Source organism: Enterobacteriaceae endosymbiont of Donacia crassipes (assembly GCF_012569785.1).
In the GTDB taxonomy this organism is placed as follows: Bacteria; Pseudomonadota; Gammaproteobacteria; order Enterobacterales; family Enterobacteriaceae.
Window position 1 is genome coordinate 109,409 of sequence record NZ_CP046202.1, and the last position, 26,754, is coordinate 136,162.

The following is a 26,754-nucleotide window of genomic DNA, read 5'->3' on the forward strand; positions in this document are numbered from 1 at the left end:
CAGTGGAGATGTTATACAACCTGAAAATAATATAGTAACGATTGGTTCTGGTGGTCCATATGCACAAGCATCAGCTCGTGCTTTATTTGAAAATACTAATTTAAATGCATATGAAATAGTAAAAAAATCTCTAAAAATAGCTGGAGATATATGTATATATACTAATCATAATTTTACTATTGAAGAATTACCATCTAAATAAATAAGTATGAGGAAAGTTTTCACTATGTCTGAAATGACCCCAAAAGAAATCGTAAATGAATTAGATAAATTTATTATTGGACAAGAAAGTGCAAAAAAAGCAGTTGCAATAGCTTTAAGAAATCGTTGGCGTCGTATGCAATTAGATGAAAATTTAAGATCAGAAGTAACACCTAAAAATATATTAATGATAGGTCCTACAGGTGTAGGAAAAACAGAAATTGCACGTAGATTAGCAAAATTAGCTAATGCACCTTTTATAAAGGTAGAAGCAACTAAATTTACTGAAATTGGTTATGTTGGGAAAGAAGTAGATTCTATTATTCGTGATTTAACTGATGTTGCAATAAAAATGATACGAATACAAGCATTTAATAAAAATTGTTATAGAGCGAAAGAAATGGCAGAAGAAAGAATCCTTAATGTTTTGATACCTAATAAAAATAATTGGAATAAAGATGATAATATTGAATCTATTCGTAAAAAATTAAAAGATAAATTGAAAAATAAATTATTAGATAATCAAGAAATTGAAATTAATTTATCTAGTACCCCTATGGGTATTGAAATTATGGCGCCTCCAGGAATGGAAGAAATGACTAGTCAATTACAATCTTTATTCCAAAATTTAGGAGGAAATAAACAAAAAAAACGTAAGTTAAAAATTAAAGATGCAATTAAATTATTAATAGAAGAAGAAGCTAATAAATTAGTTAATAATGAAGATATTAAACAAAAAGCTATAGAAGCTGTAGAACAAAATGGTATAGTTTTTTTAGATGAAATAGATAAAATTTGTAGAAGAAGTAATAATGTATCATCTGATATTTCTAGAGAAGGAGTACAAAGAGATTTATTACCTTTAGTTGAAGGATGTACAGTATCAACAAAACATGGTATGGTTAAAACAGATTATATTTTATTTATTGCTTCAGGATCATTTCAAATTTCAAAACCTTCTGATTTAATACCTGAATTACAAGGAAGATTACCTATTAGAGTAGAATTAAAAGCACTAACTAGTAATGATTTTGAAAGAATTCTCATAGAACCTAATGCATCTATAACTGTTCAATATAAAGCTTTATTAGCTACAGAAAAAGTAAATATTATTTTCACTAAAGATGGTATAAAAAAAATAGCAGAATCTGCTTGGAAAGTTAACGAAACTACAGAAAATATAGGAGCTAGAAGATTACATACTGTACTTGAATATTTAATGTCAGATATTTCTTATAATGCTAATGAATATAATAATAAATCAATCATTATTAATGAAAATTATGTAAGTCAACATCTTGATTCACTAATTATTGATGAAGATATTAGTAGATATATTTTATAAAATTAATATTAATAAATTAATAAATATTTATTTTTAATTTTAGAAATTTAAAATAAAATTTAACTAATAAATTATTTTAGTTAAGAATTTCTTGTTTTTAAAATTTTAATAACATCTTTCAAATTAATGTTTTTTACTTTTAATAAAACTATTAAATGATAAATCAAATCTGCTGTTTCGTTTACAGTTTCTTTTTTATTGTTATCATTTGCAGCAATGATAATTTCTATAGCTTCTTCTCCTACTTTTTGCGTAATTCTTTTTATACCACTTTGATATAATTTATAAGTATATGAAGGTTCTATGGAAAAATTCTTTTTTTTATCTAAAATTTTTTCTAATATATATAAAAAAGTAAAATCAGATACTATTTTTCTAAAACAACTATATTTATTTAAATGACATGTATTATTTATTGAAATAACTAATATAAGAAGTGTATCTTTATCACAATCAGTTGCAATTTTTTTTACATATAAAAAATTACCTGTTGTTTCACCTTTAGTCCATATTTTATTTTTAGTTCTAGAAAAAAATGTAACTTTTTTAGTTTTTAAAGTAATAGAAAGAGATTCCTTATTCATATAAGCATGCATAAGTACTTGACCAGAAATTTTATGTTGTATAATAGTTGGAATTAATCCATTTGTTTTAATCCAATCTAAACTATTTAATAAATTTAACATATTCTTACCTCAATATTTTTTTTATATAAAAATTTTTTTAATGTTTTAATATTAATAATATTTTTATGAAATACTGATGCAGCTAAAGCACCATCAACATTTATTTTTTTATGAAAAACATTATAAAAATCATTTATAGTACCTGCACCTCCAGATGCAATTAGAGGTATTTTACAAATTTTTCTAATTTTTTTTAATTGTTTTATATCATAACCATTACATAATCCATCTTGATTCATCATATTTAAAACTATTTCACCTGCTCCTAGTTTTTGAACATGTTTTACCCATTCAATTGTTTCCCAATTTGTTTTTTTTATATTTTTTTGATCACCAGTATATTTATAAACATAATATTTTTGTGTTTTTTTGTCATACCAAGAATCTATTCCTATAACAATACATTGTTTACCAAAATATTGAGATAATTGATTTATTAAATTAGGATTATTTAATGCAGGAGTATTAATTGATATTTTTTCAGCTCCTAAATGTAATATTTTAGCAGCATCATCTATAGATGTAATTCCTCCTGCAACACAAATTGGAATACTAATAATTTTAGAGATTTCCGATATCCATTTTTTATTAACTAATTGTTTATTAATTGAAGCAGTAATATCATAAAACACTAATTCATCAGCACCATCTTTATCATATTTTTTAGCTAAAGATAAAATATCTCCTATAATTTGATGATTTTTAAATTGTTTTCCTTTAACTACTACATTTTTATCTACATCTAAACAAGGAATTATTCTTTTTGCCAACATAAATTAGCCTCTTGAATAGTAAATTTATTTTCTAAAAATGCTCTTCCTATAATTACATCTTTTACTCCAGTATTTTTTAAATTAATAATATCTTGTAAAGAAGATACACCCCCTGAAGCTTGAAAAGATATTTCAGGATATTTTTTAACTATTTCAGTATATAAATTTATATTTGGTCCTAAAAAAGTTCCATCTCGTGAAATATCTGTACATAGAACATATTTTAAACCTATATGTAAAAATTTTTCTATAATATCTTCAAAAATTATATTACTTTTATTTTGCCATCCGTTAATAAAAATTATTTTTTTATTATTTTGATTATATTTTATATCTAAAGCTAAAATAATAGATAATGGATTATATAATTTAAATATTTTTTGTACATTTTCAAAATTTTGTATAATAGATCCTAATATAATTTGAGAATTAGGTATTAAATTAAAAATAAAATCTATATCTTTTTGAGATCTTATACCTCCACCAATTTGTATAGCAGGTAACTGATATTTAAAAATTTTTTTTAATAAAATTAATTGTTTTGTATTAGGATCTTTTGCACCATCTAAATCTATAAGATGAATTTTATGAACATTCTCTTTAATATATTTTTTTATATAAAATATAGGTTTATATAAATATTCACGTTTTAAATTAAATTTACCCTGATGTAATCTTACTACTTTACCTTTTATTAAATCAATTGCTGGGATAATCATATTTATAATTTCACATTTTTAAAAAATTTTTAATTAATCGAATACCATTAGTTCCTGATCTTTCTGGATGAAATTGCACTCCAAAAAAATTTTCTTTGTGGATAACAGAACTAAAAGTTTTTTCGTAAGTAGTTGTAGCTATTGTATAATTATTTATACATATATTATAACTATGTGAAAAATAAAAATAAGAATTTTTTTTAATTTTATCAAATAATGGTGATTTAATAATATTATTCACTTTATTCCACCCCATATGAGGGATAGGAAAATATTTATTATTCATTAAATGAACCGAATAATCTATAATTCCTAATGTTAAAATACCTTCATTTTCTTCACTATATTTACCTAATATTTGCATTCCTAAACATATCCCTAAAACATCTATTTTACAATTTTGAATTAATCGAATTAAATTATCTTTTTTTAATTTTTTTATTATAGATTTAGCAGAACCTATTCCCGGTAAAAAAATTTTATCAGCATTTAAAATTAAATTTTGATTATTTGTAATTTTACAATTAAATCCTAATTTTTTTATAGTATATTTTAAAGAACAAAAATTACCACAAGATGTATCTATAATAACAATTTTCAATTTAAAACTCCTTTTGAACTAGGAATTATATTATGTTCAATTTTTATGGCTTGTTTTAAAGAACAAGCAAATGCTTTAAATAAACTTTCAATTTTATGATGATCATTTTCTCCAGTTACTTTTAAATATATGTTACATAACATAGAATAAGATAATGAATAAAAAAAATGTTTAATCATCTCAGTACTTAAATCTCCAATTTTTTGATACTTAAACTCTACATCATATTGTAAATATGGTCTTCCAGATAAATCTAATGAACATTGTGCTAATGATTCATCCATGGGTAATAGAAAACCAAATCTATTAATACCTTTTTTATTGCCAATAGCTTTTAAAAAAGCTTTTCCTAAAGCTATTGCAATATCTTCTATTGTATGATGATCATCAATAAATAAATCTCCATTACTATAAATATTTAAAATAAAACCACCATGTATTGCTATTTGTTCTAACATGTGATTTAAAAAATTAATTCCAGTATTAATATTACTTTTACCAATTGTATCTAAAAATAACTCTACATATATTGTAGTTTCTTTTGTTATTTTTTTTATTGTAGCATATCTTTTTATTGGTGTTAATTTAGCTAAAATATCTATCCAATTACATGTTTTTTTATTATATAAAATACCTTTTATACCAATATTATTAGCTAATTCTATATCAGTTATACGATCTCCTATAACATAACTATTTTTTTTATCTAGAGTATTATTTAAATATTGTTTTAACATTGTTGTATGTGGTTTTCTACATATACATTTTTCATAAGAAAAATGAGGACAAATAAAAATATTTTCAAATTTTATATTTTGTGATTTAAATATATTAATTATAAAATTATGAGGAATATTAAAGGATTCATATGGAAAAAATTCAGTACCTAAACCATCTTGGTTTGTAACCATAATAAATAAATAAGAAAGTTTTTTTAGTTTTGATAATGTAATGATAACATTTTTTTCAAAAAATAATTTATTAATATGATCAATTTGAAAATTATTTTTAGGTTCAGATATTAAAGTACCATCTCTATCTATAAAAAGTATTTTTTTAAGCATAAATTATTTCTTATAAAATTAATTAAGATATTTTTTGTAATATAAAATATAATTTTTTACATTCATCAAATGTCCCTATTGTAATTCTTAAACAATTATTTAATGTTTTTTCATGATTTTGATTTCGTACAATTATATTGTTTTTATTTAAAGAATTTAAAATATTGTTTGAATTATTAAATTTTACTAAGATAAAATTAGTTGTACTGGTAAAAATTTTTTTTACACAATTACAATTATTTAATTTATCTATTAACCATTTTTTATTATTTATTATTGTCTTAACATTATTATTCATAATAATTAAATTTTGTTTATTTAAAGCTTGGATTGCAACATCTAAAACGGGTATAGATATTGGATATGGTGCAATTACCTTGAGTAATATGTTTATGATATATTTATTTGTTAATATAAAACCACAACGTAAACCTGCTAATCCAAATGCTTTAGATAAAGTTCTTAATATAATTAAATTTTCATATTTATTTATAAAATAAATCATAGTTTGATCTATACAAAATTCAATATATGCTTCATCAATAACAATTATTGTTTTATTTTTTGTTAATTCTAATAATTTTATTATATCATTTTGATTCAAAATATTTCCTGTAGGATTATTAGGATTACAAAAATAAATAATTTTAATATTTTTAAGATTTTTTTTAATTTTATTAAAATTTATTTTCCAATTATCTTTTATACTAAAAATTATTAAATATTTAATATTTAATATATTAGCAGTAACACGATACATATCGTATGTAGGAGGGCAAAATAAAATTTTATCGTGTTCTTCACAAAACGTCCTCATAATTATATCTATACCTTCATCTGCTCCTCTAGTAATTAAAATATTTTCATTATTTAAATTAATATATTTGCTATAAGCATTAAGTAATTTTTTAGGTTGTTGTTCTGGATATCTATTTAATATTCTATTATTAATAGAAAACAATGAAATAATAGGGGATTCATTTGCATTTAATAAAATTTTATTATTAATATTATTTTTATATAATAATCTTGCTGATTGATATGGAATTAAATTTAAAATATTTTTTTTAACTATTTGATTAATATTTTTAATTTTTTGTTTTTGTTGATTTATAAAATTTTTTCTTATTATTACAGAATTACTATGACCTAATAAATTTTCTGTTTTTGCCATAATTTCTACTGTAGAAGCAATATTTAATAAACCATTTTTTGTTAATTTTTGTACAGATATTTTTTTTTGAAAATCAGAAACACTTAAACAAGAATAAGTTGAAGCATAACCATAAGTTGGTAAAACATGATTAGTACCAGAAGCATAATCTCCTACTGATTCAGGAGCCCAATTACCTAAAAAAATAGAACCTGCATTAATAATATTAGATAAAATTTTTTTATGATCTTTACATTGGATAATAAGATGTTCAGGTGCATACGCATTTACTATATTAATACATTCATTCATATTATTTACTATTATAATATAACTATTGTTAAGAGATTTTATTATTATATTTTTTTTAGGTAATTTTTCTAATTGTTTAAAAAGATTTTGTTTAACTAATTTTCCAATTTTTTCTTCAGTAGTTATTAATAATACTTGTGAATCAATACCATGTTCTGCTTGTGATAATAAATCTGCTATAATAAAATTATAATTTGCTGATTCATCTGCTATAATCATTAATTCTGATGGACCAGCTGGCATATCTATAGAAATTTTATTAAAAAAAGTAGTATTATTACTAACTTGTTTTTTTGCTTCTGTAACATAAATATTCCCGGGACCAAAAATTTTATCTACTTTATTAATAGATGCTGTCCCATAAGCCATAGCTGCTATAGCATGTGCACCTCCTATCTGAAATATATTTTTTATATTACATAAATTAGCAGCAAATAAAATTTCTTTAGAAATTGGAGCAGGAGAACATAAAATAATATTAGGACATAATGCTATTTGTGCTGGAATTCCTAACATTAATACTGTAGAAAATAATGAAGACATTCCTCCCGGGATATATAATCCTATTTTAGGTATAGGACGAAAAATTTGACTACAAAATACTCCAGGTATAATTTCAATTATTTTTTTTTTTGTAATTTGATATTTATGAAATTTATAAATATTATTATATGCATTTTGTATTGCATTTTTTATATCATAATTTATATGAAATTTTGAATTAAATATTTGTTCTTTACTAATTTGTAAATTATTAATTTTTATTTTATCAAATAATAAACTATATTTTTTTAAAGCACTATCACCATTTTCCATAACTTGTTTTAAAATATTTTTTACATCATTCTTAATTTTGTTATTTATGGAAAATATTGGTCGAGATAATATTTTTTTTTTGTAATTTTTATTACAATTATTCCAATAAATAATATCATTTATAATATTCATTATTACTCCATAATTTTTTCAATAGGTAAAACTAAAATAGAATTAGCTCCTAATAATTTTAATTTTTCTATTTTTTCCCAAAATAAGATTTCATTACATATCATATGTAATGAAATCTTTTCTTTTTCTCCTACTAATGGTAAAATAGTTGGATTTTTTATATATGGTAACAACAAAAATACTTGTTCTAATTTTTTTATTGAAATATGCAAAGTAATATATTTAGATTCTTTTGCTTGAATTACTCCTTTAATTCTAGTTAATAATTTATTTATTAATTTTTGCTTAAAATATGTGATTTTATCGTAACGTTGTACTAAACAGGCTTGAGAATTATATATAACTTCTACTTCTTTAATTCCATTTGCTTCTAATGTTGTTCCTGTAGAAACTAAATCACAAATAGCATCAGATAAACCTACTCTTGGTGCTAATTCTACTGACCCATTTAACATACAAGATTTAAACTTAATATGATGTTGATCAAGATATTTTTTTAATAAATTAGGATAAGATGTTGCAATACAATTATTTTGTAAAGATTTTAATCCTAAATAATTTTTATTTATAGGTATTGCTATTGATAATCTACATATACCAAAATTTAATTTACGTAATATTTTATATTTTGCATTATAACCTTTAGATAACCTATTTAATACTTCTTCTTCTAAAACATTTTTACCTATAATTCCTAAATCGACAACACCTTCCATAATTAAACCAGGGATATCATCATCACGTACTCTTAAGATATCAATCGGCATATTTTTTGCAAAAGCTATTAACCGTTGTTGTTGTAGATTAATTTTAAGACCACAACTCTTTAAGAGTTTACTAGTTTCATTACTTAAACGACCAGATTTTTGCATAGCTATACGCAAACGATTGTTATCTAACATACCAAAGTACCTTTATTAAAAATATTTAAATTTAAAACATAAATGTAATTTTAAAATAAATTAGTTAATTTAAACTTAAAGAAGTTATGTTAAAATAACAACTATTTTTTATAGTTTATATATAAATTCATATAAATATATAAAATACTTAATTTTTTATTTTTTTTATATATCCGAAATCTTTTTCTATAGGATTTTTAGCTGAAATACGAGCTAATTTATCACATCTTTCATTTGCAATATGGAATGAATGACTTTTAATCCATTTCCATGAAATTTTATGATTAATTAAAGATAATTCTAATCTTTGCCATAAATCAATATTTTTTACTTTTTGTTTATTATTACGTTTCCAATTAGATTCTTTCCAACTATATATCCATTTTGTAATTCCTTTTTTTAAATACTTACTATCAGTAGTAAGTATTACATTACAATTTTTTTTTAAAGATTCTAATGCAATAATAGAAGCCATTAATTCCATTCTATTATTAGTTGTAAAAAAAAAACTTTTAGTTAAAATTTTTTCATATTTATGATATTGTAAAATAGCAGCACATCCTCCTGGACCTGGATTATTTATACAAGAACCATCTGTAAAAATTTTTATATTTTTATACATATTTTTTTATTAAAATTAATATTAGTTATATAACAAATATGAAAAAATTAAATATACGTCAAGTAGTTTTAGATACAGAAACAACTGGGATGAATTCATTTCCTCCATATTATATAGGACATCGTATTATAGAAATAGGAATTATAGAAATAATTAATCGTAAAATTACTAAAAATTATTTTCATGAATATATAAATCCTCAACAAATAATAAGTAAAGAAGCATTTAAGATTCATGAAATTTCTAATAAATTTTTATCTAAAAAACCAATTTTTGCTAAAATTGTACATAATTTTTTAAATTATATTAAAGGATCAGAACTTATTATTCATAATGCTCAATTTGATGTTGATTTTTTAAATTATGAATTATCATTATTAAAAAATAATTTACCTAAAATTGAAGATATTTGTATAATTAAAGATACATTAAAAATAGCTAGAAATATGTTTCCTGGAAAAAGAAATTCATTAAATTCTTTATGTTCAAGATTTGGTATAGATAAAAGTAAACGTAATTTACATGGTGCTTTATTAGATGCAAAACTTTTAGCATATGTTTTTTTATTTATGACTACTAAACAAAATAATTTTAAATTAGAATTATTAAAAGAAAAAAACAATTTAATTAATATTAATAACTTAAAAAATGTTTTAAAAAAAAAAACATTAATTATTATAAAAGCTTCTAATGAAGAGTTAAAATTACATAATTTAAAATTAAATTTAATTAAAAAAAAATGTGGTTTTATTTTATGGAAATAAAAAAAACTATTGATAATAATAATATATTATTTTATAATATAAAATATGGTGCGATAGTTCAGTTGGTTAGAATACCGGCCTGTCACGCCGGGGGTCACGGGTTCAACTCCCGTTCGCACCGTATATTTAAAATTTAAAATAAAAACATAATGAATATTATATTAATCATTATTAATCCATAAAACACAAAATTTGTTATATAATTCTAAATTATTTTTAATAATATTTATTAAATCTGAACAGATTTCTTTTTTATTTATAAAATCATTTATCCAAAAAAAAACACTAAAATCAATAGAATTATTAGTAATTCCATCAACAACAACATTAACAATAGAATTTTTTATTATTTTATCATTTAATGATATAGTATCTAATAAAATTTTTTTAATTATATTAATATCATGTTGTATTAATTCTCTTGAAAGACTTAAAGTAATTTTATTACGATATTCATTTGATTTTGAAAAATTTACTATATTTTCTGTTAAAATTTTACCATTAGGTACTGATATAATATTACCATCAAATGTTTTAAAAAGAGTACAAAAAATTTCAACATTAGTTATTTTACCAGTTACATTACCTATATTAACATAATCTCCTACTTTAAAAATACGAAAAGTAATAATCAATAATCCTGAAGCTAAATTTGCTAATGCACTCTGCCATGCTAAACCTATTACTAATCCTATAGTTCCAAATGCAGCAAAAATTGATGATGTTCGTAATCCAATACTACTTAAAGCACTAACTATAACAAAAATAATAAAACTATATTTAAAAATATTTGTGAAAAATCCAATAGTAATGGGATCTATATTTCTTTTAGTAAAAACATTTCTTATAGTTTTAGTACTAAATTTAACACTCCATAATCCAAAAAATAAAATCATACCTGCTAGAGCAAAATGTTCGCATTGATATAAAATAAAAATTTTATTTTTAAATATCCACATTTTTATAAAATCTAATACACTGATAAACTTATTCATATTTTAATAATCCATTGTATAAAATAATTTGTATTTTTTTTTATAATTTAAATAATTTATTTTTTATAATATATTAATTGCATTTAATTCTTTAAATGTTCTTTCTAATCGTTTTTTCATAGAAATTTGTGATGCTCTAATCCATGATCTAGGATCATAATATTTTTTATTGGGTTTATTTATTCCTTCTGGATTACCTAATTGTTTTTGTAAATAAAATTTATATTTTTTATAAAAATTTAATATTCCTTTCCATGTAGCCCATTGAGTGTCTGTATCAATATTCATTTTAACAACACCATATTTTATAGCTTTTTTAATTTCTGTTATTGAAGATCCAGAACCTCCATGAAATACAAAATTTATAGGATTTTTATGAAGATGATGTTTTTTACTAATAAATTTTTGTGAATTTTTTAAAATTTTAGGTAATAATTGTACATTCCCTGTTCGATATACTCCATGTACATTACCAAAAGAAGCAGCTATAATAAATTGAGAACTGATTAATTTTAATTTTTCATATGCATAATTTACATCATTAGGATCAGTATATAATAATTTTTTATTTAAATTACTATTATCAATACCATCTTCTTCTCCTCCTGTACATCCTAATTCTATTTCTAATGTCATTTGCATTTTTGACATTCTTTTTAAATAAGCACTACATATTTTAATATTATCTTTAATAGATTCTTTTGATAAATCTATCATATGTGAGGAAAATAAAGATTTTTTATGTTTTGAATAATATTTTTCATTTTCATATAATAGATCATTAATCCAAAATAATTTACTTTTTGAACAGTGATCAGTATGTAAAATAACTGGTATTCCATAATATTGTGCAATGTTATGAACATGTTTAGCTCCAGATATAGCACCTACTATGGACGCTAATCTAGGATTAATTATTTGCAATCCTTTACCAGCAATAAAAGCAGCTCCTTCATTTGAAAATTGAATAATTACTGGAGATTTCATTTTTACTGCAGTTTCCAACACTATATTGATAGAATCAGTACTTATACAATTAATAGCTGGTATAGCAAAATTATGTTTTTTAGCTATCTTAAATATAGTTTGTACATCATGGCCAACAACTACACCAGGTTTTATATAATTTAAAATTTTAGACATAATATATACTTTACATTTTATAATTTTTATTAGATATTTTATAATCTTAATTATAAGATTTAATCTTATGAAATATTTTCTAATAGAGATGTAACAGGTAACTTATTTTTTTCTATATATTTTAAAAAAGCACCACCTCCTGTAGAGATATAGGAAATTTTATTAAAAACATTAAATAATTCTAATGCAGCTAATGTATCTCCTCCACCTACAATAGAAAAAACATTACTATTAATAATAGTATTAATAATACTTTCAGTACCTTTTCTAAAATTTTTAAATTCAAATACTCCAACTGGTCCGTTCCATAAAATGGTTTTAGCTTTTTTAAGTTCATCTTGAATTATGTTTATAGTTTTATTTCCTATATCAAGAATTTTTTCATTTTTTAAAATATTAGTAATTTTTTTTATTTGTGTTAAAGAATTATTTGAAATAGTTGTACTAACAACACAATCAACAGGAATAATTATATTTTTGTATTTTTGTATTATTTCTTGAGCTAATAAAATTGCATTAGGTTCATATAATGAATTACCAATATTATTATTTAATGCAATTAGTGTATTAGCTATACCACCTCCTACAATAACTTTATCTGATAATGTAGATAATTTTTTTAAAATATTAAATTTAGTGGATATTTTAGATCCACCAATAATAGAAATTATTGGTTTTAAAGGATTTTTTAAAAATTTTGTTAAATTTTGTATTTCATTTATTAATAAAAGACCAGCACAAGATTTTTTTGCAAATTTAATAATACCATAAGTAGAAGAATGAATACGATGAGCAGTCGCAAATGCATCCATTACAAATATATCACATAAAGATGCATATTTTTCTGCTAATATTTCATTGTTACTTTTTTCACCAATATTAAAACGAACATTTTCTAAAAGAATAATTTCATTATATTGAAAATATAAACCATTTAAATAATGTTTTTTTAAAATAACTTTATGATTTAAAATTTTTGTTAAATATATGCTTATTTTTTTAAGAGATAAAAAATCATTATATTTTCCTTCAATAGGATTTCCTAAATGAGAAGCTATAATAATTTTACAATTTTTACTTAAAGCATATTTAATAGTAGGTAATGATAATTTAATTCTAATATCTGATGTAATATTACCATTTGAATCTATTGGTACATTTAAATCAGCTCTAATCAATATTATTTTATTTTTAATATCTAAATCTAAAATACTTAACATAAGTTATTTAACTCCTATATTTTAATAAAAAAAATAATTAATTATATAATTTAAAAAATTTTTTTATTTTTAATACAATATTTTCAACAGTAAAACCAAATATTTTAAATAATTTTTTTCCAGAAGCAGAATATCCAAAAGTATTCATACCAATAATAATTCCAGTTAAACCTACATATTTATACCAAAAATCTTTAGATCCCGCTTCAATAGCTACTTTATATTTTATATTACTAGGTAATACATAATTTTTATATTCTTTGCTTTGTTTATCAAAAATATCAGTAGAGGGCATAGATATAACTCTAACTTTATATTTTAAAATAGATAATTTTTCATATATTTTAACAGCTAAAGATACTTCTGAACCAGTAGCTATTAATATAATTTGGGGATTTTGATCTATACAATCTTTTAAAATATATCCTCCATATGATATATATGATATAATTTTTTTATTTCTTTGTTGTGTAGGTAATGTTTGTCTTGATAAAACTAAAACAGTTGGTTGTTCTATATTTTCAATACCTATTTTCCAGGCTATAGCTGTTTCAATTTTATCACATGGACGCCAAATATTTATATTTGGTATTAATCTTAAACTAGATAATTGTTCTATTGGTTGATGTGTTGGCCCATCTTCTCCTAACCCTATAGAATCATGAGTATAAATCATTATATTTCTAATTTTCATTAATGAAGCCATTCTTATGGCATTACGACAATAATCTGAAAAAACTAAAAAAGTAGCTGTATAAGTAATAAATCCATTATATAAAGAAATACCATTAGAAATAGCAGTCATACCAAATTCTCTTACACCATAATAAATATAATTACCATCTTTAAATTTATTAATTGGTTTAGAATTATCTACAATTGTTAAATTACTATGAGATAAATCTGCAGAACCACCTAATAATTCAGGTAATAATTTTGAATATTTTTGTAAAATAAATTGTGATGCTTGTCTTGTTGACAAATTTAAATCATTAGAATTTAATTCTAAAATAAATTTATTTATTTCAATATTCCAATTACAAGGAAGAATTTTATTAATTCTTCTTGTAAATTCTTTTGCTAAAATTGGAAATTTATAACAATAATTTTTAAACATGTTTTTCCATTTTTGTTCTTTTATATCACCTATTTTTCTTGCATCCCATGCTTTATATATATGTAAAGGAATTTTGAAAGGTTTAAAATCCCATTTTAAATATTTTTTTGTTAATAAAACTTCTTCTTTTCCTAAAGGTGAACCATGTGAAATATTTTTATTTGCTTTATTAGGCGAACCAAAAGCAATAATTGTGTTACAAATTAACAATGATGGTTTATTATTTGTATGTGATTTAGCTTTTTTAATAGCTATTTCTATATTTTCAGAATTATGACCATTTATATTAGATATAACATTCCAACCATAAGATTCAAATCTTTTTTTAGTATCGTCATTAAACCATCCTTTAATGTTTCCATCTATAGATATTTTATTATTATCATAAAATACTATTAATTTTTTTAATTTTAATGTTCCTGCTAAAGAACAAACTTCGTGTGAAATACCTTCCATTAAACATCCATCACCTACAAAAACATAAGTATAATGATCAATAATATTAAAATTTAATTTATTAAATTGTGCAGATAATGTTTTTTCTGCTATAGCCATTCCCACAGCATTAGCTAATCCTTGTCCTAAAGGACCTGTACTAGTTTCAACTCCTGGAGTACATTTAAACTCTGGATGTCCTGGTGTTTTAGAAGATAATGTACGAAAATTTTTTAAATCAGAAATAGATAAATCATATCCAGTTAAATGTAATAAACTATAAAGTAACATTACACAATGTCCATTAGATAATATAAATCTATCACGATTTATCCACATAGGATTATTAGGATTATGATTTAAAAACTTACGCCAAAGTATTTCTGCTATATCTGCCATACCCATTGGAGCTCCAGGATGTCCTGAATTAGCATTTTCTATAGCATCTATACTTAAAAATCTAATAGCATTAACTATATCTTTTTTATAATTCATAATATATATTTTTCCTAAATTTAAAAATATTTTATAAAAAATTCTTTATATAAAGGAATATATACGTAAAATGTTTTAAAATCTATTTATTATAATTTTAAAATTTTTAATAAATTAAAAATTTTAATTTTATATGAATTTTTTTTAAAAAAATATATAATAACAGTATTAAATATATTTATAGGAAATAAATTTAATGACAGAATATTTATTCACTTCAGAATCTGTATCAGAAGGTCATCCGGATAAAATTGCAGATCAAATTTCTGATGCAATATTAGATAATATAATAAAACAAGATATTAAATCACGTGTAGCATGTGAAACATATATTAAAAATAATATGGTGTTAATTGGAGGAGAAATAACTACTAAAGCTAATATAAATATAGAAAAAATAACAAGAAAAACTATAAAAGAAATCGGATATACTAATTCTAAAATTGGATTTAATGCTAATACATGTACGATATTAAATATTATAAGCAAACAATCTGATGATATTAATCAAGGAATTACATCTAATTTAGATAAATATAATCAAGGAGCTGGAGATCAAGGATTTGTATTTGGATATGCTACTAATGAAACTGATGTTTTTATGCCGGCACCTATCATCTATGCACATAAACTAATGTATCAACAAGCACAGGTTAGAAAAAAAAAAATTTTATCATGGTTAGAACCAGATGCTAAAAGTCAAATTACATTTAAATATAAAAATAATAAAATTATAAATATAAATTCTGTTGTTTTATCTACACAAATTTCTAAAGAAATATCTTCTAAAAAATTAATAGAAGCTGTTATGGAAGAAATTATTAAACCAGTATTACCAAAAAAATGGATTAATAAACAAACTAAATTTTTTATTAATCCTTCTGGCCGTTTTATTGTAGGTGGTCCTTTTGGAGACTGTGGTTTAACTGGAAGAAAAATTATTGTAGATACTTATGGCGGTATGGCTCGACATGGAGGAGGTGCTTTTTCAGGTAAAGATCCATCAAAAGTAGATAGATCTGCTGCATATGCAGCACGTTATATAGCAAAAAATATAGTTGCGTCAAATTTAGCTTCACGCTGTGAAATACAAATTGCATATATTATCGGCATTGCTAAACCAATTTCAATTATGGTAAATACTTTTGGTACTAGTAAAATTTCTGATAGAAATATTATGTTATTTATTAAAAATAATTTTGATTTACGACCTTTTAATTTAATTAATATGCTAAATCTTTTAAAACCTATATATAGAAAAACTGCATCGTACGGACATTTTGGTAGAAATATTTTTACATGGGAAAAAACAAATAAGATAAATGAATTTAAAAATTTTTTTAATATAAAATAAATTAATTTATTCAATAAATATATTGAAATATAACATTTAATAATTTAAATTTTTTGTAATCCTATTACTTTTTCATTAAATTTAGTTTTAATTATAATAACACCTTTAGTATTACGTCCAACAACACAAATTTCAGATATATTAATACGTATTAAATTACCCATATTTGTTATTATAATAACTTGATCATTTTGTTTAACTTTTAGTGATCCTATTAATAATCCATTTCTTTTATTAATTATCATAGATAAAATTCCTTTAGTATATCTAGATCTTGTAGGAAATAACTCATTATTTGTACATTTACCATATCCATTTTCTGTTATAGTAAAAATATTACCTTTAAAAGGGAGTTTAATGACTGTTAATGAAACAACAAAATCATTTTTCTGTTTTAAAATATTAATTCCTTTTACACCTACTGTATTTCTACCCATAGATCTAACTTTTGTTTCACAAAATTTTACTACTTTTCCTTGTGACGTAAATAACATAATTTTATCTTTTATATCTACAATAGATACTCCAATTAAAACATCATTTTCTTTTAGTTTAATTGCAATAATACCTTTAGATCTTGGATGACTAAATTTTTTCAAATTAGTTTTTTTTATTATTCCTTGTCTAGTTACCATAATTAAATTAGAATTATTTTTATATTCATTTACTATTAATAAACTAGTAATTTTTTCCTTATTTTTTAAGGAAAGTAAATTAATAATAGGTTTCCCTTGAGAAAATCTACTAAATTTAGGGATATTATATACTTTTAACCAATATAATTTACCTATATTAGAAAATAATAAAATACTATCATGAGTATAAGCTATTAAAATTTTATAAATAAAATCATTTTCTTTTAATTTTGTAGTTAATTTTCCTCTACCTCCTCTATGTTGTAGATGATATTCATCAATTTTTTGATATTTTATGTAACCTTGGTAAGATAAAGTAATAATGACTTTTTCATGTTTAATTAAATCTTTTGTATTTATAATAGGAATGTTTTTATCTAAAATAATTTCAGTTTTTCTATTATCTCCAAATTCTTTTTTAATTATAATTAATTCATTATATATTACTTTCATTAAATATTTATAACTATTAATAATTTTAACTAATTTAGAAATTTTATATATCAAATTTTGATATTCAATACACAATTTTTTATATTCTAATGTTGTTAATTTATTTAATTTTAAATCTAAAATAGCTCTAACTTGACTATAACTAAAATGATAATTTTGATTAAATTTTACTAAATTAGAGTTAGTTAAATAACTATTTAACAATTTTTGTTCTTGAAATAAAAATAATTGTGATATATCTGGTATTTTCCAAGATTTTGTACAAATTTCATTTTTTATAGTATCTGATATTTTAGAAGAACGTATAATTTTTATTATTTCTTGTATATTTAACAAAGCAACTATTAATCCTTCTAATATATGTGCTTTATTACGAGTTTTATTAATTTGATAATTTGTTCTTCTTATTACTATTTCACGACGATGAGAAATAAATGCTTTAATAATATTTTTTAAAGACATTAAAATAGGTTCACCCTTATATAGGGAAACCATATTTATATTAAAAGTAATTTGTAAAGGTGTTAATGTATATAAATAATTTAAAATAATATTAGTAGAAATATCAATTTTTACTTTAATTAAAATTCTTATTCCATCTTTATCTGATTCATCTCTTAAAGTTTTAATTCCTTGAATTTTTTTTTCTTTTATTAATAAAGCTATTTTTTTTATTAATTTAGATTTATTTACTTGATAAGGTAATTCATAAATTATAATAGTTTTATATTTTTTTTGTTTATTTTTAATAATTTTAGTACGTCCTCTAAGAAAAATTTTTCCTTTACCTGTAGAATAAGCATTTTTAATACCATTAATACCATAAATAATACCGGATGTAGGAAAATCTGGACCTGGAATATAATTCATTAATTCTTGTACAGAAATTTTATTATTATTTATATAAGCTAAACAACCATTAATTACTTCAGTAATATTATGAGGAGGTATATTAGTTGTCATTCCTACAGCTATTCCTGATGATCCATTTATTAATAAATTAGGTATTTTAGTAGGCATTATTTCAGGAATTTTTTCTGTTCCATCATAATTAAATACATAATTAACTGTATCTTTTTCTAAATCATTAATGATTTCCTGAGATATTTTAGTCATTTTAATTTCTGTATAACGCATAGCTGCAGCTGAATCTCCATCAATGGATCCAAAATTTCCTTGTCCTTTAATTAAAGGATATCTTAATGAAAATGTCTGAACTAATCTTACAATTGTGTCATATACTGCATTATCCCCATGCGGGTGATATTTACCAATAACATCTCCTACTATTCTAGCAGATTTTTTGTAAGACTTATTCCATGTATTACCTAATACATACATCGCGTATAATATACGTCTATGCACTGGTTTTAATCCATCCCTTATGTCTGGTAAGGCTCTACCTACTATAACTGACATTGCGTAATCTAAATAAGAATTTTTTAATTCTTCTTCAATATTAATTAATTTTATTTCTTTAGCAAAAAAATTCATGTAAATAAATATCCTTTAAACTTTAATTAAATTAATTTCTTAATTATAAAACTAATAGAATTTATATTTATTTAAACCTAACTTTTATAAAAATTTAGTTTAAAGTATTATGATTTTCTAATTGTTTAATTTTTTTTTTTGCCTGATTAATAACTTCTTTAGGAATTCCTGCTAAGGATGCTACAAATAAACCATAATTTTTATTTATTGATCCATTTTTAATTTTATGTAAAAAAACAATAGAATTATTTAATTCTACTGCATCAAAATATACATTTTTTACACATTTGTTTGTATCTTTTAAATTAGTTAATTCGATATAATTAGTAGCAAATAAAGTAAGTGATTTAATTTTTTTTGCCATATTTTCAGCACAAGCCCATGCAATTGCTAAACCATCATATGTTGATGTTCCTCTTCCTATTTCATCCATTAATACTAAACTTTTATTTGTTGCATTTCTTAAAATATTTGCTGTTTCTATCATTTCTACCATAAAAGTAGATAATCCAGAAGAAATATCATCAGTTGATCCTATTCTAGTAAAGATCCTATCTATTGGTCCTATAATAGCTTTATCAGCTGGAACATAACTTCCTATATAAGTCATTAAAATAATTAATGCAATTTGTCTCATGTAAGTGCTTTTCCCCCCCATATTTGGTCCTGTTATTATTAACATATGATTTGTTTTTGTTAAAAATATATTATTAGGTATAAACGGTAACTTTCTAATATTTTCAACGATAGGATGTCTTGAATTAGTTAAAGATATTCCTATTTTTTTATTAATAATAGGACAAGTATAATTTAAAGTTAAAGAACGTTCAGCTAAATTACATAATACATCTAATTCTGATAAATATAATGATAATTCTTGCAAATTTTTCAAAAAAGGATTTATATAATAAAATAATTTATTATATAAAGTTTTTTCTAAACTTAAAAGTTTTTCTTTGGAATATAAAATATCTGTCTGATATTTTTGTAATTCTGGTATTGTATACCTATTAAAATTTTTTAAAGTTTGAATTTTAATATATTTATTTGGTATATTTAATTTATAATTTTTATTAATTTGAATATAATATCCATGGATTGTATTAAAACCTATTTTTAATTTTTTTAAATTTAATAAAATTTGTTCTTTCTTTTCTAAAAAAGATAAATATTTTTTAGAATCTTTTGAAAATTTTCTTAACTTATCTAATAAAAAATTATAGCCTGTAGCTATAACATTTCCATCTTTTAAAGATAATGAAGGTTTTTTTTTTATAGATTTTATTAATAATTCTTTTAATTTTAAAAATAATCCTAAATTTAAAATTTTGGATTTTATTTCACAAACATCTATAATATTTAATATTTTATGAATTTTAGGTAAATGAATTAATGTATTTCTTAAAGAAACCAAATCATTTGGTTTAGCAGTTTGTAATGCTAATCTAGCAATAATTCTTTCAATATCATTAATTTTTAATAAATTTTTTTTAAATTTTAAATAATATTTTTGTAATACAGAAATACTATTTTGTCTATCTAAAATAATTTTTATATTTCTTATAGGGTTATTTAACCAACGTTTTAATAAACGACTACCCATACTAGTTGTAGTATGATCTAATACTTTAATTAAAGTATTATTATCATTACCAGAAATACTGTTGATGATTTCTAAATTTTTACGAGTATTTTCATCTAAAATAATTTCATTATCATGATTTTCTAAATAAATATTATTAATATGAGGTAAATATACTTTTTGAGTATCTTGAACATACTGAAGCAAACAACCTGCTGCACGAATAGCTATCAATGAATTTTCGATACCAAAACTTTTTAAATTTTTAGTTCCAAATTGCATGTTTAATTTTTGTATAGATGTATCTACATCAAATTCCCATAATGGTCTACATTGAATAAATTTTATTTTTTTTATTAAATTCATATTATTAAAATTTTCTGGATATAATAATTCTGTAGGATTTGTTCTTTGTAATTCTCCTCCAATTATATTAATATCCTTATTTTCTGTGATTCTAAAATCACCAGAACTAATATTTAATGTTGCATAACCAAATCCTAATTTTATATCTTGATAAATAGCAGCTAATAAATTATCAACATGATCATTTAATAAAACATCATCACTAACTGTTCCAGGAGTGATAATTCGAACTATTTTCCTATCCAAAATTTTTTTTTTATATGATAAATTTTTGTTTTCTACTTGTTCACAAATAGCTATTGATTCTCCTAATTTAATTAATTTAGATAAATAGTTTGCAACTTTATTAACTGGTATGCCTGCCATAGGAATAGATTTTCCATTAATTTTTCCTCTTTTAGTTAATACAATATTTAATAATTGAGATGCTTTTTTGGCATCTTGAAAAAACATTTCGTAAAAATCTCCTAATCTATAAAATAGAATAATATTAGGATATTGTTTTTTTATTTCTAAATATTGTTTTATCATAGGTGTCATATGTTATATTTATAATTTTAAAATATATTAATTATTTATTTTAATGTCTTAATTTACATAAAAAAGTTTTTATATAAAAAAAGTTAAATTTATATTTTTTATATACAAAATTATTATTTATCATCATCATTATTACTAATCATACGTAATATTATAAAAAATAAATTAATAAAATCCAAATATAACATAAGTGCACCTAAAATAGCATATCTTCTTAAATTATCTTGATCATGTTCATTTAAACTAATTTTTGTTGCAATATTTTTAAGTTTTTGAGTATCATAAGCTATAATTAATGTAAAAAAAATTACACCAAGATAATTAACTATAGATGCTATAAAGCTATTTTGTAACCATAAATTTATAAAAGAAGAAATTAATATACCAATAATACCCATAATAATTATGCTACCTAAATTAGTTAAATCTTTTTTAGTAAAAAACCCCCAAATACACATAAATAAAAAAGTTAATGATGTAGTTATAAACGCCGTAAAAATAGTATTTTGACTATATATAGAAAATATTCCAGCTGTTGTGAATCCTGTTAAACATGAATAAAACATAAATAAAGTAGTTAATGTTTTTCCAGATAATCGATTTATAAAACTAGAAATAATAAAAACCAATATAAACTGTATAAAACATACACTTAATAAAAAATATTTATTACTTAATAAATATTTTGTAATTTGTACTGTATTAGATATATACCAAGCAATAAATGCAGTTAATAATAAACCACAAGACATCCAGCCATATACTTTTTGAAAGTATTTTTGTATATAAAAATTTTTTTCTTTTTTTAATAAAGTAGTACTTTTAGAATTTGGATATTCTATCATAAATATTACCTTTTAAAAATTTAACCAAATTTTTAAATAAATATTAATTTATATTAAAAATATTTTAATTATAAATTAATATATTATAGTATATAATATATTAATTATACAGTATTTAATTAAATTAAATGTCATATAATGAGTCATATTCCAGTTTTATTAAAAGAATCTATTAATAGTTTAAATATTAAAAAAAATGGAACGTATATAGATGCTACATATGGTTGTGGAGGACATACAAAATTAATTTTATCTAAATTAAGTAATCAAGGGAAAATTTATGCTATAGATCGTGATATAAAAACATTATTAAAACATAAAATTTTAGATAAAAGAATTATTTATATTAATGATAGTTTTTCAAATTTACAAAAATTATTTAATAACAAAATAAGTATAATAGATGGTATATTATTTGATTTAGGTATTTCTTCATTTCAATTAGATAATCCTAAAAGAGGTTTTTCTTATATGTTTAATGGACCATTAGATATGCGTATAAATCAGAATGAAAAAATGACTGCCTATGATTTATTAAGTCATATAAATGTAAAAAAATTATCAGAAATATTAAAAATATATGGTGAAGAAAAATATCATAAAAAAATAGCATATAATATAAAAAAATATATATCTAATAATAAATTAAATAGTACACATGATTTATCATCTGTAATTTCTATGGTTAGTAAAAAAAATAGATTTAAACATCCAGCAAAAAGATCTTTTCAAGCTATAAGAATTTTTTTAAATAAAGAAATAGAAGAATTAAAAAAAGGATTAAATATTTCATTAAAATTATTAAAAAAAGGAGGAATTATATCAATAATTAGTTTTCATTCTACAGAAGATAGAATTATAAAATTATTTATGAAAAAACATAGTTCTTATCAAAATCAAATTAATAAATTACCTTTAACAGAAAAACAGATAAAGTTTTTTTATTCTAAAGATATAAAATTAACATTAAAAATTATTGGTAAAATTTTTCCTAAAAAAAATGAAATTTTAAAAAATTTAAGATCTAGAAGTGCAATATTACGTGTTGCACAAAAAATATAAAAAATAATAATTTTAGTATAAATGTAATAATTTATTTATATTAAGGACTTATCATTGAATCTTCCTTTATTTAGTTTACAAAAACTATTAAGTAATTATATTAAACATAATTTAATAAAAAATATTTTGATAAATAAAATTGTTTTAGATAGTAGAAAAATTGAAGGTAAAAATTGTTTATTTATAGCAATTAAAGGATATAAATATGATGGTAAAAATTTTATAACACAAGCTATATTAAAAGGAGCAATAGCAATATTAACATATTCTGATAAAAAAATATTACCTTATACCATAAAAGTAAAAAATAATATACCTATTATCTATTTACCAAATTTACGCAAACAAATTTCATATCTTGCAGGTATATTATATAATCATCCAAGTAAAAAAATTCCCATTATAGGAATCACTGGAACTAATGGAAAAACAAGTATAACACATTTTTTAATGCAATGGATTAAATTATTAGGTTATAAACCTGCTATTTTAAGTACTATAGGAAATGGTTTTTATAAAAATTTAATTAAAACAAATAATACAACTGATTCTGCTATAGAAATACAATCTACATTAAAAAAATTTATAGATAAAAAAGCAAATATTGTAATTATGGAAGTTTCATCACATGGATTAGATCAATTTAGAGTAGCTAATATAATATTTTCTATTGGTGTTTTTACAAATTTAACAAGAGATCATTTAGATTATCACATTAATATGAAAAATTATGAATTATCTAAATGGAAATTTTTTTCTACTCATAAAATAAAAAAAAAAATTATAAATATTGATGATAATATAGGATTAAAATGGTGTAAAAAATTATCAAATGTTACAGTTATTACTACTAAATCAAAAAATTTATTATATAAATCAAATTTATTTATATATATAAAAAAAATAATTTATTTATCTAATTATACTATTATTAAATTTAATTCTATTTGGGGAAATGGAAAAATAAAAACAAATTTAATAGGTCAATTTAATGTAATAAATATTATATTATGTATGGCTACATTATTAAATTTAAATTTTCCTTTAAAAAAATTAATAAAAACAGTTTCAAAAATTTTTCCTATTCAAGGAAGAATGCAAAAAATTTTTTTTAAAAAAAAATATACTAATATAATAATTGATTATGCTCATACTCCTGATGCACTTAAAAATGTATTATTAACCATTAAATTAAACATTAAAGGAAAAATATGGTGTATCTTCGGATGTGGAGGAGAAAGAGATATAGGAAAAAGACAAATAATGGGATATATAGCTACAAAATATGCTGATATTATAATTTTAACTACTGATAATCCTAGAAAAGAAAACATTAATAATATTATTAATGATATAAAAAAAGGATGTATTACATTAAAAAATGTTTATATTATTTTAAATAGAATTAAAGCTATTTCTTATGCAATATCTCATTCATCTAGAATAGATACTATTTTAGTCGCTGGTAAAGGTCATGAAAATTATCAAATTATAGGTAATAAAATTTTTAATTATTCAGATTTTAATGCTATTCAAAAAATTTTAAGAAAGAAAAAATGAATAAATTAATTAGTTTAAAAAAAATATCACAAGTAATAAATGGTAAATTAATTGGTAATAATATTAAAATATTAAATTATTCTATAAATAGTAAAAAAATTAAACAAAATTGTATTTTTATTGCTATATGTGGAAATAAATTTGACGGACATCATTTTATTAATGATGCCATTAAAAATGGAGCATCAGCTATATTAGTACATAAATATATAAATACTAATATTCCTCAAATTATTGTATTAAATACAACTATAGGATTAGCTAAATTAGGTTTATGGAAAAGAATGCAATTTAAACATAGTGTAATTGGTATTACTGGATCATCTGGCAAAACATCAGTTAAAGAAATGACTGTATCTATTTTAAAGAATAAAAATAAAACTATTTTTACTAAAAAAAATATGAATAATCATATTGGTGTACCTTTAACTTTAATAAAGTTAAAAAATAAATATAAGTATGCAGTAATTGAAATAGGAGGAAATCAAATTAATGATATTTCTTATATTGCTAATTTAGTAAAACCTAATATTGCATTAATTAATAATATATCAGAATCACATTTAGAAGGTTTTAAATCTTTAAAAAATATTATTAAAAATAAAAGTGATATTTTTAAATATTTAAAAAATAAAGGAACTGCAGTTATTAATTATGATGATAAAAATCAAAAAAAAATTTTTGAAAAATTAAATAAAGATAGTAATATCTTAACTTTTTCTTTACAAAATAGTAAAGCAGATTTTTTTGCTAAAAATATAATTATTTTACCTAATAAAATTACATTTTTATTAATTTCTCCTATAGGTAAAATATTAATTACATTATTTCTTATTGGTGGAGGAATACATAATATTAATAATGCATTAGCATCAGCAACATTATCATTTTCTGTAGGATCTACTTTAAAAGATATAGCAATTGGATTAAAAAATTTTAAATCTATTAAAGGAAGAATGTATCCAATTATTATTGATAATAATAAACTTATTATAAATGATACTTATAATGCAAATCCAAATTCAGTAAATATAGCTATCAATATTTTAGAAAATTTTTCTGGTAAAAAAATTTTGGTTATTGGTGATATGTTAGAATTAGGTGTTTATACTATTTTTTATCATAAAAAAATAAAAGAATTAATTTTAAAATCTAATATAGATTATGTTTTTAGTATTGGTAAGTATAGTTATTATTGTACTAAAAATAATATAAAAGCACAACATTGTTTTTATAAAAATATACTAGTAGAGAAATTATTTTTAATGATTAAAAATTTTAATAATTATACTATTTTGTTTAAAGGGTCACGTAAAAATAAAATAGAAATATTAATTGAAATGTTATTGGAGAAATTAAAATGTTAAT

21 protein-coding genes, 1 tRNA gene and 2 pseudogenes are annotated in these 26,754 nt (G+C 20.9%); 8 read left to right on the top strand and 16 right to left on the bottom strand.

The features are described from left to right. Both GJT95_RS02275 and hslU read left to right on the top strand, forming a co-directional pair. Window positions 1–202, top strand: a 202-nt coding sequence (locus GJT95_RS02275) for an Ntn hydrolase family protein (RefSeq protein ID WP_484488972.1), incomplete at its 5' end; no start/stop codon positions are given. Between the two features lie 24 nt (window positions 203–226). After that, entirely contained in the window at window positions 227–1,546 is a 1,320-nt protein-coding gene (hslU, locus tag GJT95_RS00575; protein ID WP_169785858.1) for an ATP-dependent protease ATPase subunit HslU, read from the top strand. An 80-nt stretch (window positions 1,547–1,626) separates the two neighbouring features. Here the strand turns inward: hslU and hisIE are convergent, their stop codons facing one another. From hisIE to rnhA, 9 genes and pseudogenes are all read right to left on the bottom strand, one after another. Further along, a complete protein-coding gene (hisIE, locus tag GJT95_RS00580; protein WP_169785859.1) occupies window positions 1,627–2,232 on the bottom strand; it encodes a bifunctional phosphoribosyl-AMP cyclohydrolase/phosphoribosyl-ATP diphosphatase HisIE in 606 nt (201 codons plus the stop codon). Further along, window positions 2,226–3,005: an imidazole glycerol phosphate synthase subunit HisF gene (gene hisF / locus GJT95_RS00585; RefSeq protein WP_169785860.1), complete on the bottom strand. Its 780-nt coding sequence runs from the start codon at window positions 3,003–3,005 to the stop codon at window positions 2,226–2,228. Before hisF ends, hisIE begins: the two co-directional genes overlap by 7 nt. Next, the gene (locus tag GJT95_RS00590; RefSeq protein ID WP_169785861.1) at window positions 2,987–3,724 is read right to left on the bottom strand and encodes a 1-(5-phosphoribosyl)-5-[(5-phosphoribosylamino)methylideneamino]imidazole-4-carboxamide isomerase; all 738 of its coding nucleotides are present in this window, start codon (window positions 3,722–3,724) and stop codon (window positions 2,987–2,989) included. Before GJT95_RS00590 ends, hisF begins: the two co-directional genes overlap by 19 nt. A gap of 10 nt (window positions 3,725–3,734) precedes the next feature. Then, the gene (gene hisH / locus GJT95_RS00595) at window positions 3,735–4,325 is read right to left on the bottom strand and encodes an imidazole glycerol phosphate synthase subunit HisH (protein ID WP_169785862.1); all 591 of its coding nucleotides are present in this window, start codon (window positions 4,323–4,325) and stop codon (window positions 3,735–3,737) included. Further along, window positions 4,322–5,389 (bottom strand): bifunctional histidinol-phosphatase/imidazoleglycerol-phosphate dehydratase HisB, encoded by a 1,068-nt coding sequence (hisB, locus tag GJT95_RS00600; protein ID WP_169785863.1) that lies wholly within the window; start codon window positions 5,387–5,389, stop codon window positions 4,322–4,324. Before hisB ends, hisH begins: the two co-directional genes overlap by 4 nt. Window positions 5,390–5,411: 22 nt before the next feature. Beyond that, on the bottom strand, window positions 5,412–6,503 hold the full coding sequence (gene hisC, locus GJT95_RS02280; RefSeq protein ID WP_246225737.1) for a histidinol-phosphate transaminase: 1,092 nt from the start codon (window positions 6,501–6,503) through the stop codon (window positions 5,412–5,414). Then, window positions 6,486–7,802, bottom strand: a pseudogene (gene hisD, locus GJT95_RS02285) (histidinol dehydrogenase); the annotation flags it as partial. The gene hisC and the pseudogene hisD, both read right to left, overlap by 18 nt. A gap of 2 nt (window positions 7,803–7,804) precedes the next feature. Continuing rightward, a complete protein-coding gene (gene hisG, locus GJT95_RS00610; RefSeq protein ID WP_169785864.1) occupies window positions 7,805–8,704 on the bottom strand; it encodes an ATP phosphoribosyltransferase in 900 nt (299 codons plus the stop codon). 148 nt (window positions 8,705–8,852) lie between these two features. Next, the gene (gene rnhA, locus GJT95_RS00615) at window positions 8,853–9,326 is read right to left on the bottom strand and encodes a ribonuclease HI (RefSeq protein WP_169785865.1); all 474 of its coding nucleotides are present in this window, start codon (window positions 9,324–9,326) and stop codon (window positions 8,853–8,855) included. A 38-nt stretch (window positions 9,327–9,364) separates the two neighbouring features. Here rnhA and dnaQ point away from each other — a divergent pair, with 38 nt between their 5' ends. Continuing rightward, the gene (gene dnaQ, locus GJT95_RS00620) at window positions 9,365–10,090 is read left to right on the top strand and encodes a DNA polymerase III subunit epsilon (protein WP_169785866.1); all 726 of its coding nucleotides are present in this window, start codon (window positions 9,365–9,367) and stop codon (window positions 10,088–10,090) included. Window positions 10,091–10,137: 47 nt separating this feature from the next. After that, a tRNA-Asp gene (locus GJT95_RS00625) sits at window positions 10,138–10,211 on the top strand. Between the two features lie 40 nt (window positions 10,212–10,251). Here the strand turns inward: GJT95_RS00625 and GJT95_RS00630 are convergent. The 4 genes from GJT95_RS00630 to tkt form a co-directional block, all read right to left on the bottom strand. After that, window positions 10,252–11,085, bottom strand: a complete 834-nt coding sequence (locus tag GJT95_RS00630) for a mechanosensitive ion channel family protein (RefSeq protein WP_169785867.1) — start codon at window positions 11,083–11,085, stop codon at window positions 10,252–10,254. Between the two features lie 63 nt (window positions 11,086–11,148). Then, window positions 11,149–12,228, bottom strand: a complete 1,080-nt coding sequence (fbaA, locus tag GJT95_RS00635; RefSeq protein WP_169785868.1) for a class II fructose-bisphosphate aldolase — start codon at window positions 12,226–12,228, stop codon at window positions 11,149–11,151. A 65-nt stretch (window positions 12,229–12,293) separates the two neighbouring features. Beyond that, window positions 12,294–13,448: a phosphoglycerate kinase gene (locus tag GJT95_RS00640; RefSeq protein ID WP_169785869.1), complete on the bottom strand. Its 1,155-nt coding sequence runs from the start codon at window positions 13,446–13,448 to the stop codon at window positions 12,294–12,296. Between the two features lie 37 nt (window positions 13,449–13,485). Beyond that, window positions 13,486–15,495 carry a transketolase gene (tkt, locus tag GJT95_RS00645; RefSeq protein WP_169785870.1) on the bottom strand — a complete coding sequence of 670 codons (2,010 nt, stop codon included), beginning with the start codon at window positions 15,493–15,495 and terminating at the stop codon, window positions 13,486–13,488. A gap of 196 nt (window positions 15,496–15,691) precedes the next feature. Here tkt and metK point away from each other — a divergent pair, with 196 nt between their 5' ends. Next, complete coding sequence (gene metK / locus GJT95_RS00650; RefSeq protein WP_169785871.1) at window positions 15,692–16,849, top strand: methionine adenosyltransferase; 1,158 nt, start codon at window positions 15,692–15,694, stop codon at window positions 16,847–16,849. Between the two features lie 44 nt (window positions 16,850–16,893). Here metK and gyrA read toward each other — a convergent pair whose 3' ends face one another. The 3 genes and pseudogenes from gyrA to GJT95_RS00665 form a co-directional block, all read right to left on the bottom strand. Beyond that, window positions 16,894–19,431, bottom strand: a complete 2,538-nt coding sequence (gene gyrA / locus GJT95_RS00655; RefSeq protein WP_169785872.1) for a DNA topoisomerase (ATP-hydrolyzing) subunit A — start codon at window positions 19,429–19,431, stop codon at window positions 16,894–16,896. A gap of 103 nt (window positions 19,432–19,534) precedes the next feature. Next, window positions 19,535–21,919: pseudogene (gene mutS, locus GJT95_RS00660) on the bottom strand (DNA mismatch repair protein MutS); the annotation flags it as partial. 113 nt (window positions 21,920–22,032) lie between these two features. Further along, window positions 22,033–22,764, bottom strand: coding sequence for a Bax inhibitor-1/YccA family protein (locus GJT95_RS00665; protein WP_169785874.1), 732 nt, complete (start codon window positions 22,762–22,764; stop codon window positions 22,033–22,035). Window positions 22,765–22,902: 138 nt separating this feature from the next. On the opposite strand from GJT95_RS00665, the gene rsmH reads away from it, so the two are divergent. Genes rsmH through GJT95_RS00680 form a run of 3 tightly spaced genes read left to right on the top strand, consistent with a single transcriptional unit; the run spans window position 22,903 to window position 26,753 of the window. Further along, complete coding sequence (gene rsmH / locus GJT95_RS00670; protein WP_169785875.1) at window positions 22,903–23,826, top strand: 16S rRNA (cytosine(1402)-N(4))-methyltransferase RsmH; 924 nt, start codon at window positions 22,903–22,905, stop codon at window positions 23,824–23,826. Window positions 23,827–23,880: 54 nt separating this feature from the next. Then, window positions 23,881–25,386 (top strand): UDP-N-acetylmuramoyl-L-alanyl-D-glutamate--2,6-diaminopimelate ligase, encoded by a 1,506-nt coding sequence (murE, locus tag GJT95_RS00675; RefSeq protein WP_169785876.1) that lies wholly within the window; start codon window positions 23,881–23,883, stop codon window positions 25,384–25,386. Continuing rightward, window positions 25,383–26,753: a UDP-N-acetylmuramoyl-tripeptide--D-alanyl-D-alanine ligase gene (locus tag GJT95_RS00680; RefSeq protein ID WP_169785877.1), complete on the top strand. Its 1,371-nt coding sequence runs from the start codon at window positions 25,383–25,385 to the stop codon at window positions 26,751–26,753. The genes murE and GJT95_RS00680 overlap by 4 nt, the downstream gene beginning before the upstream one ends. Window position 26,754: the final 1 nt, after the last annotated feature.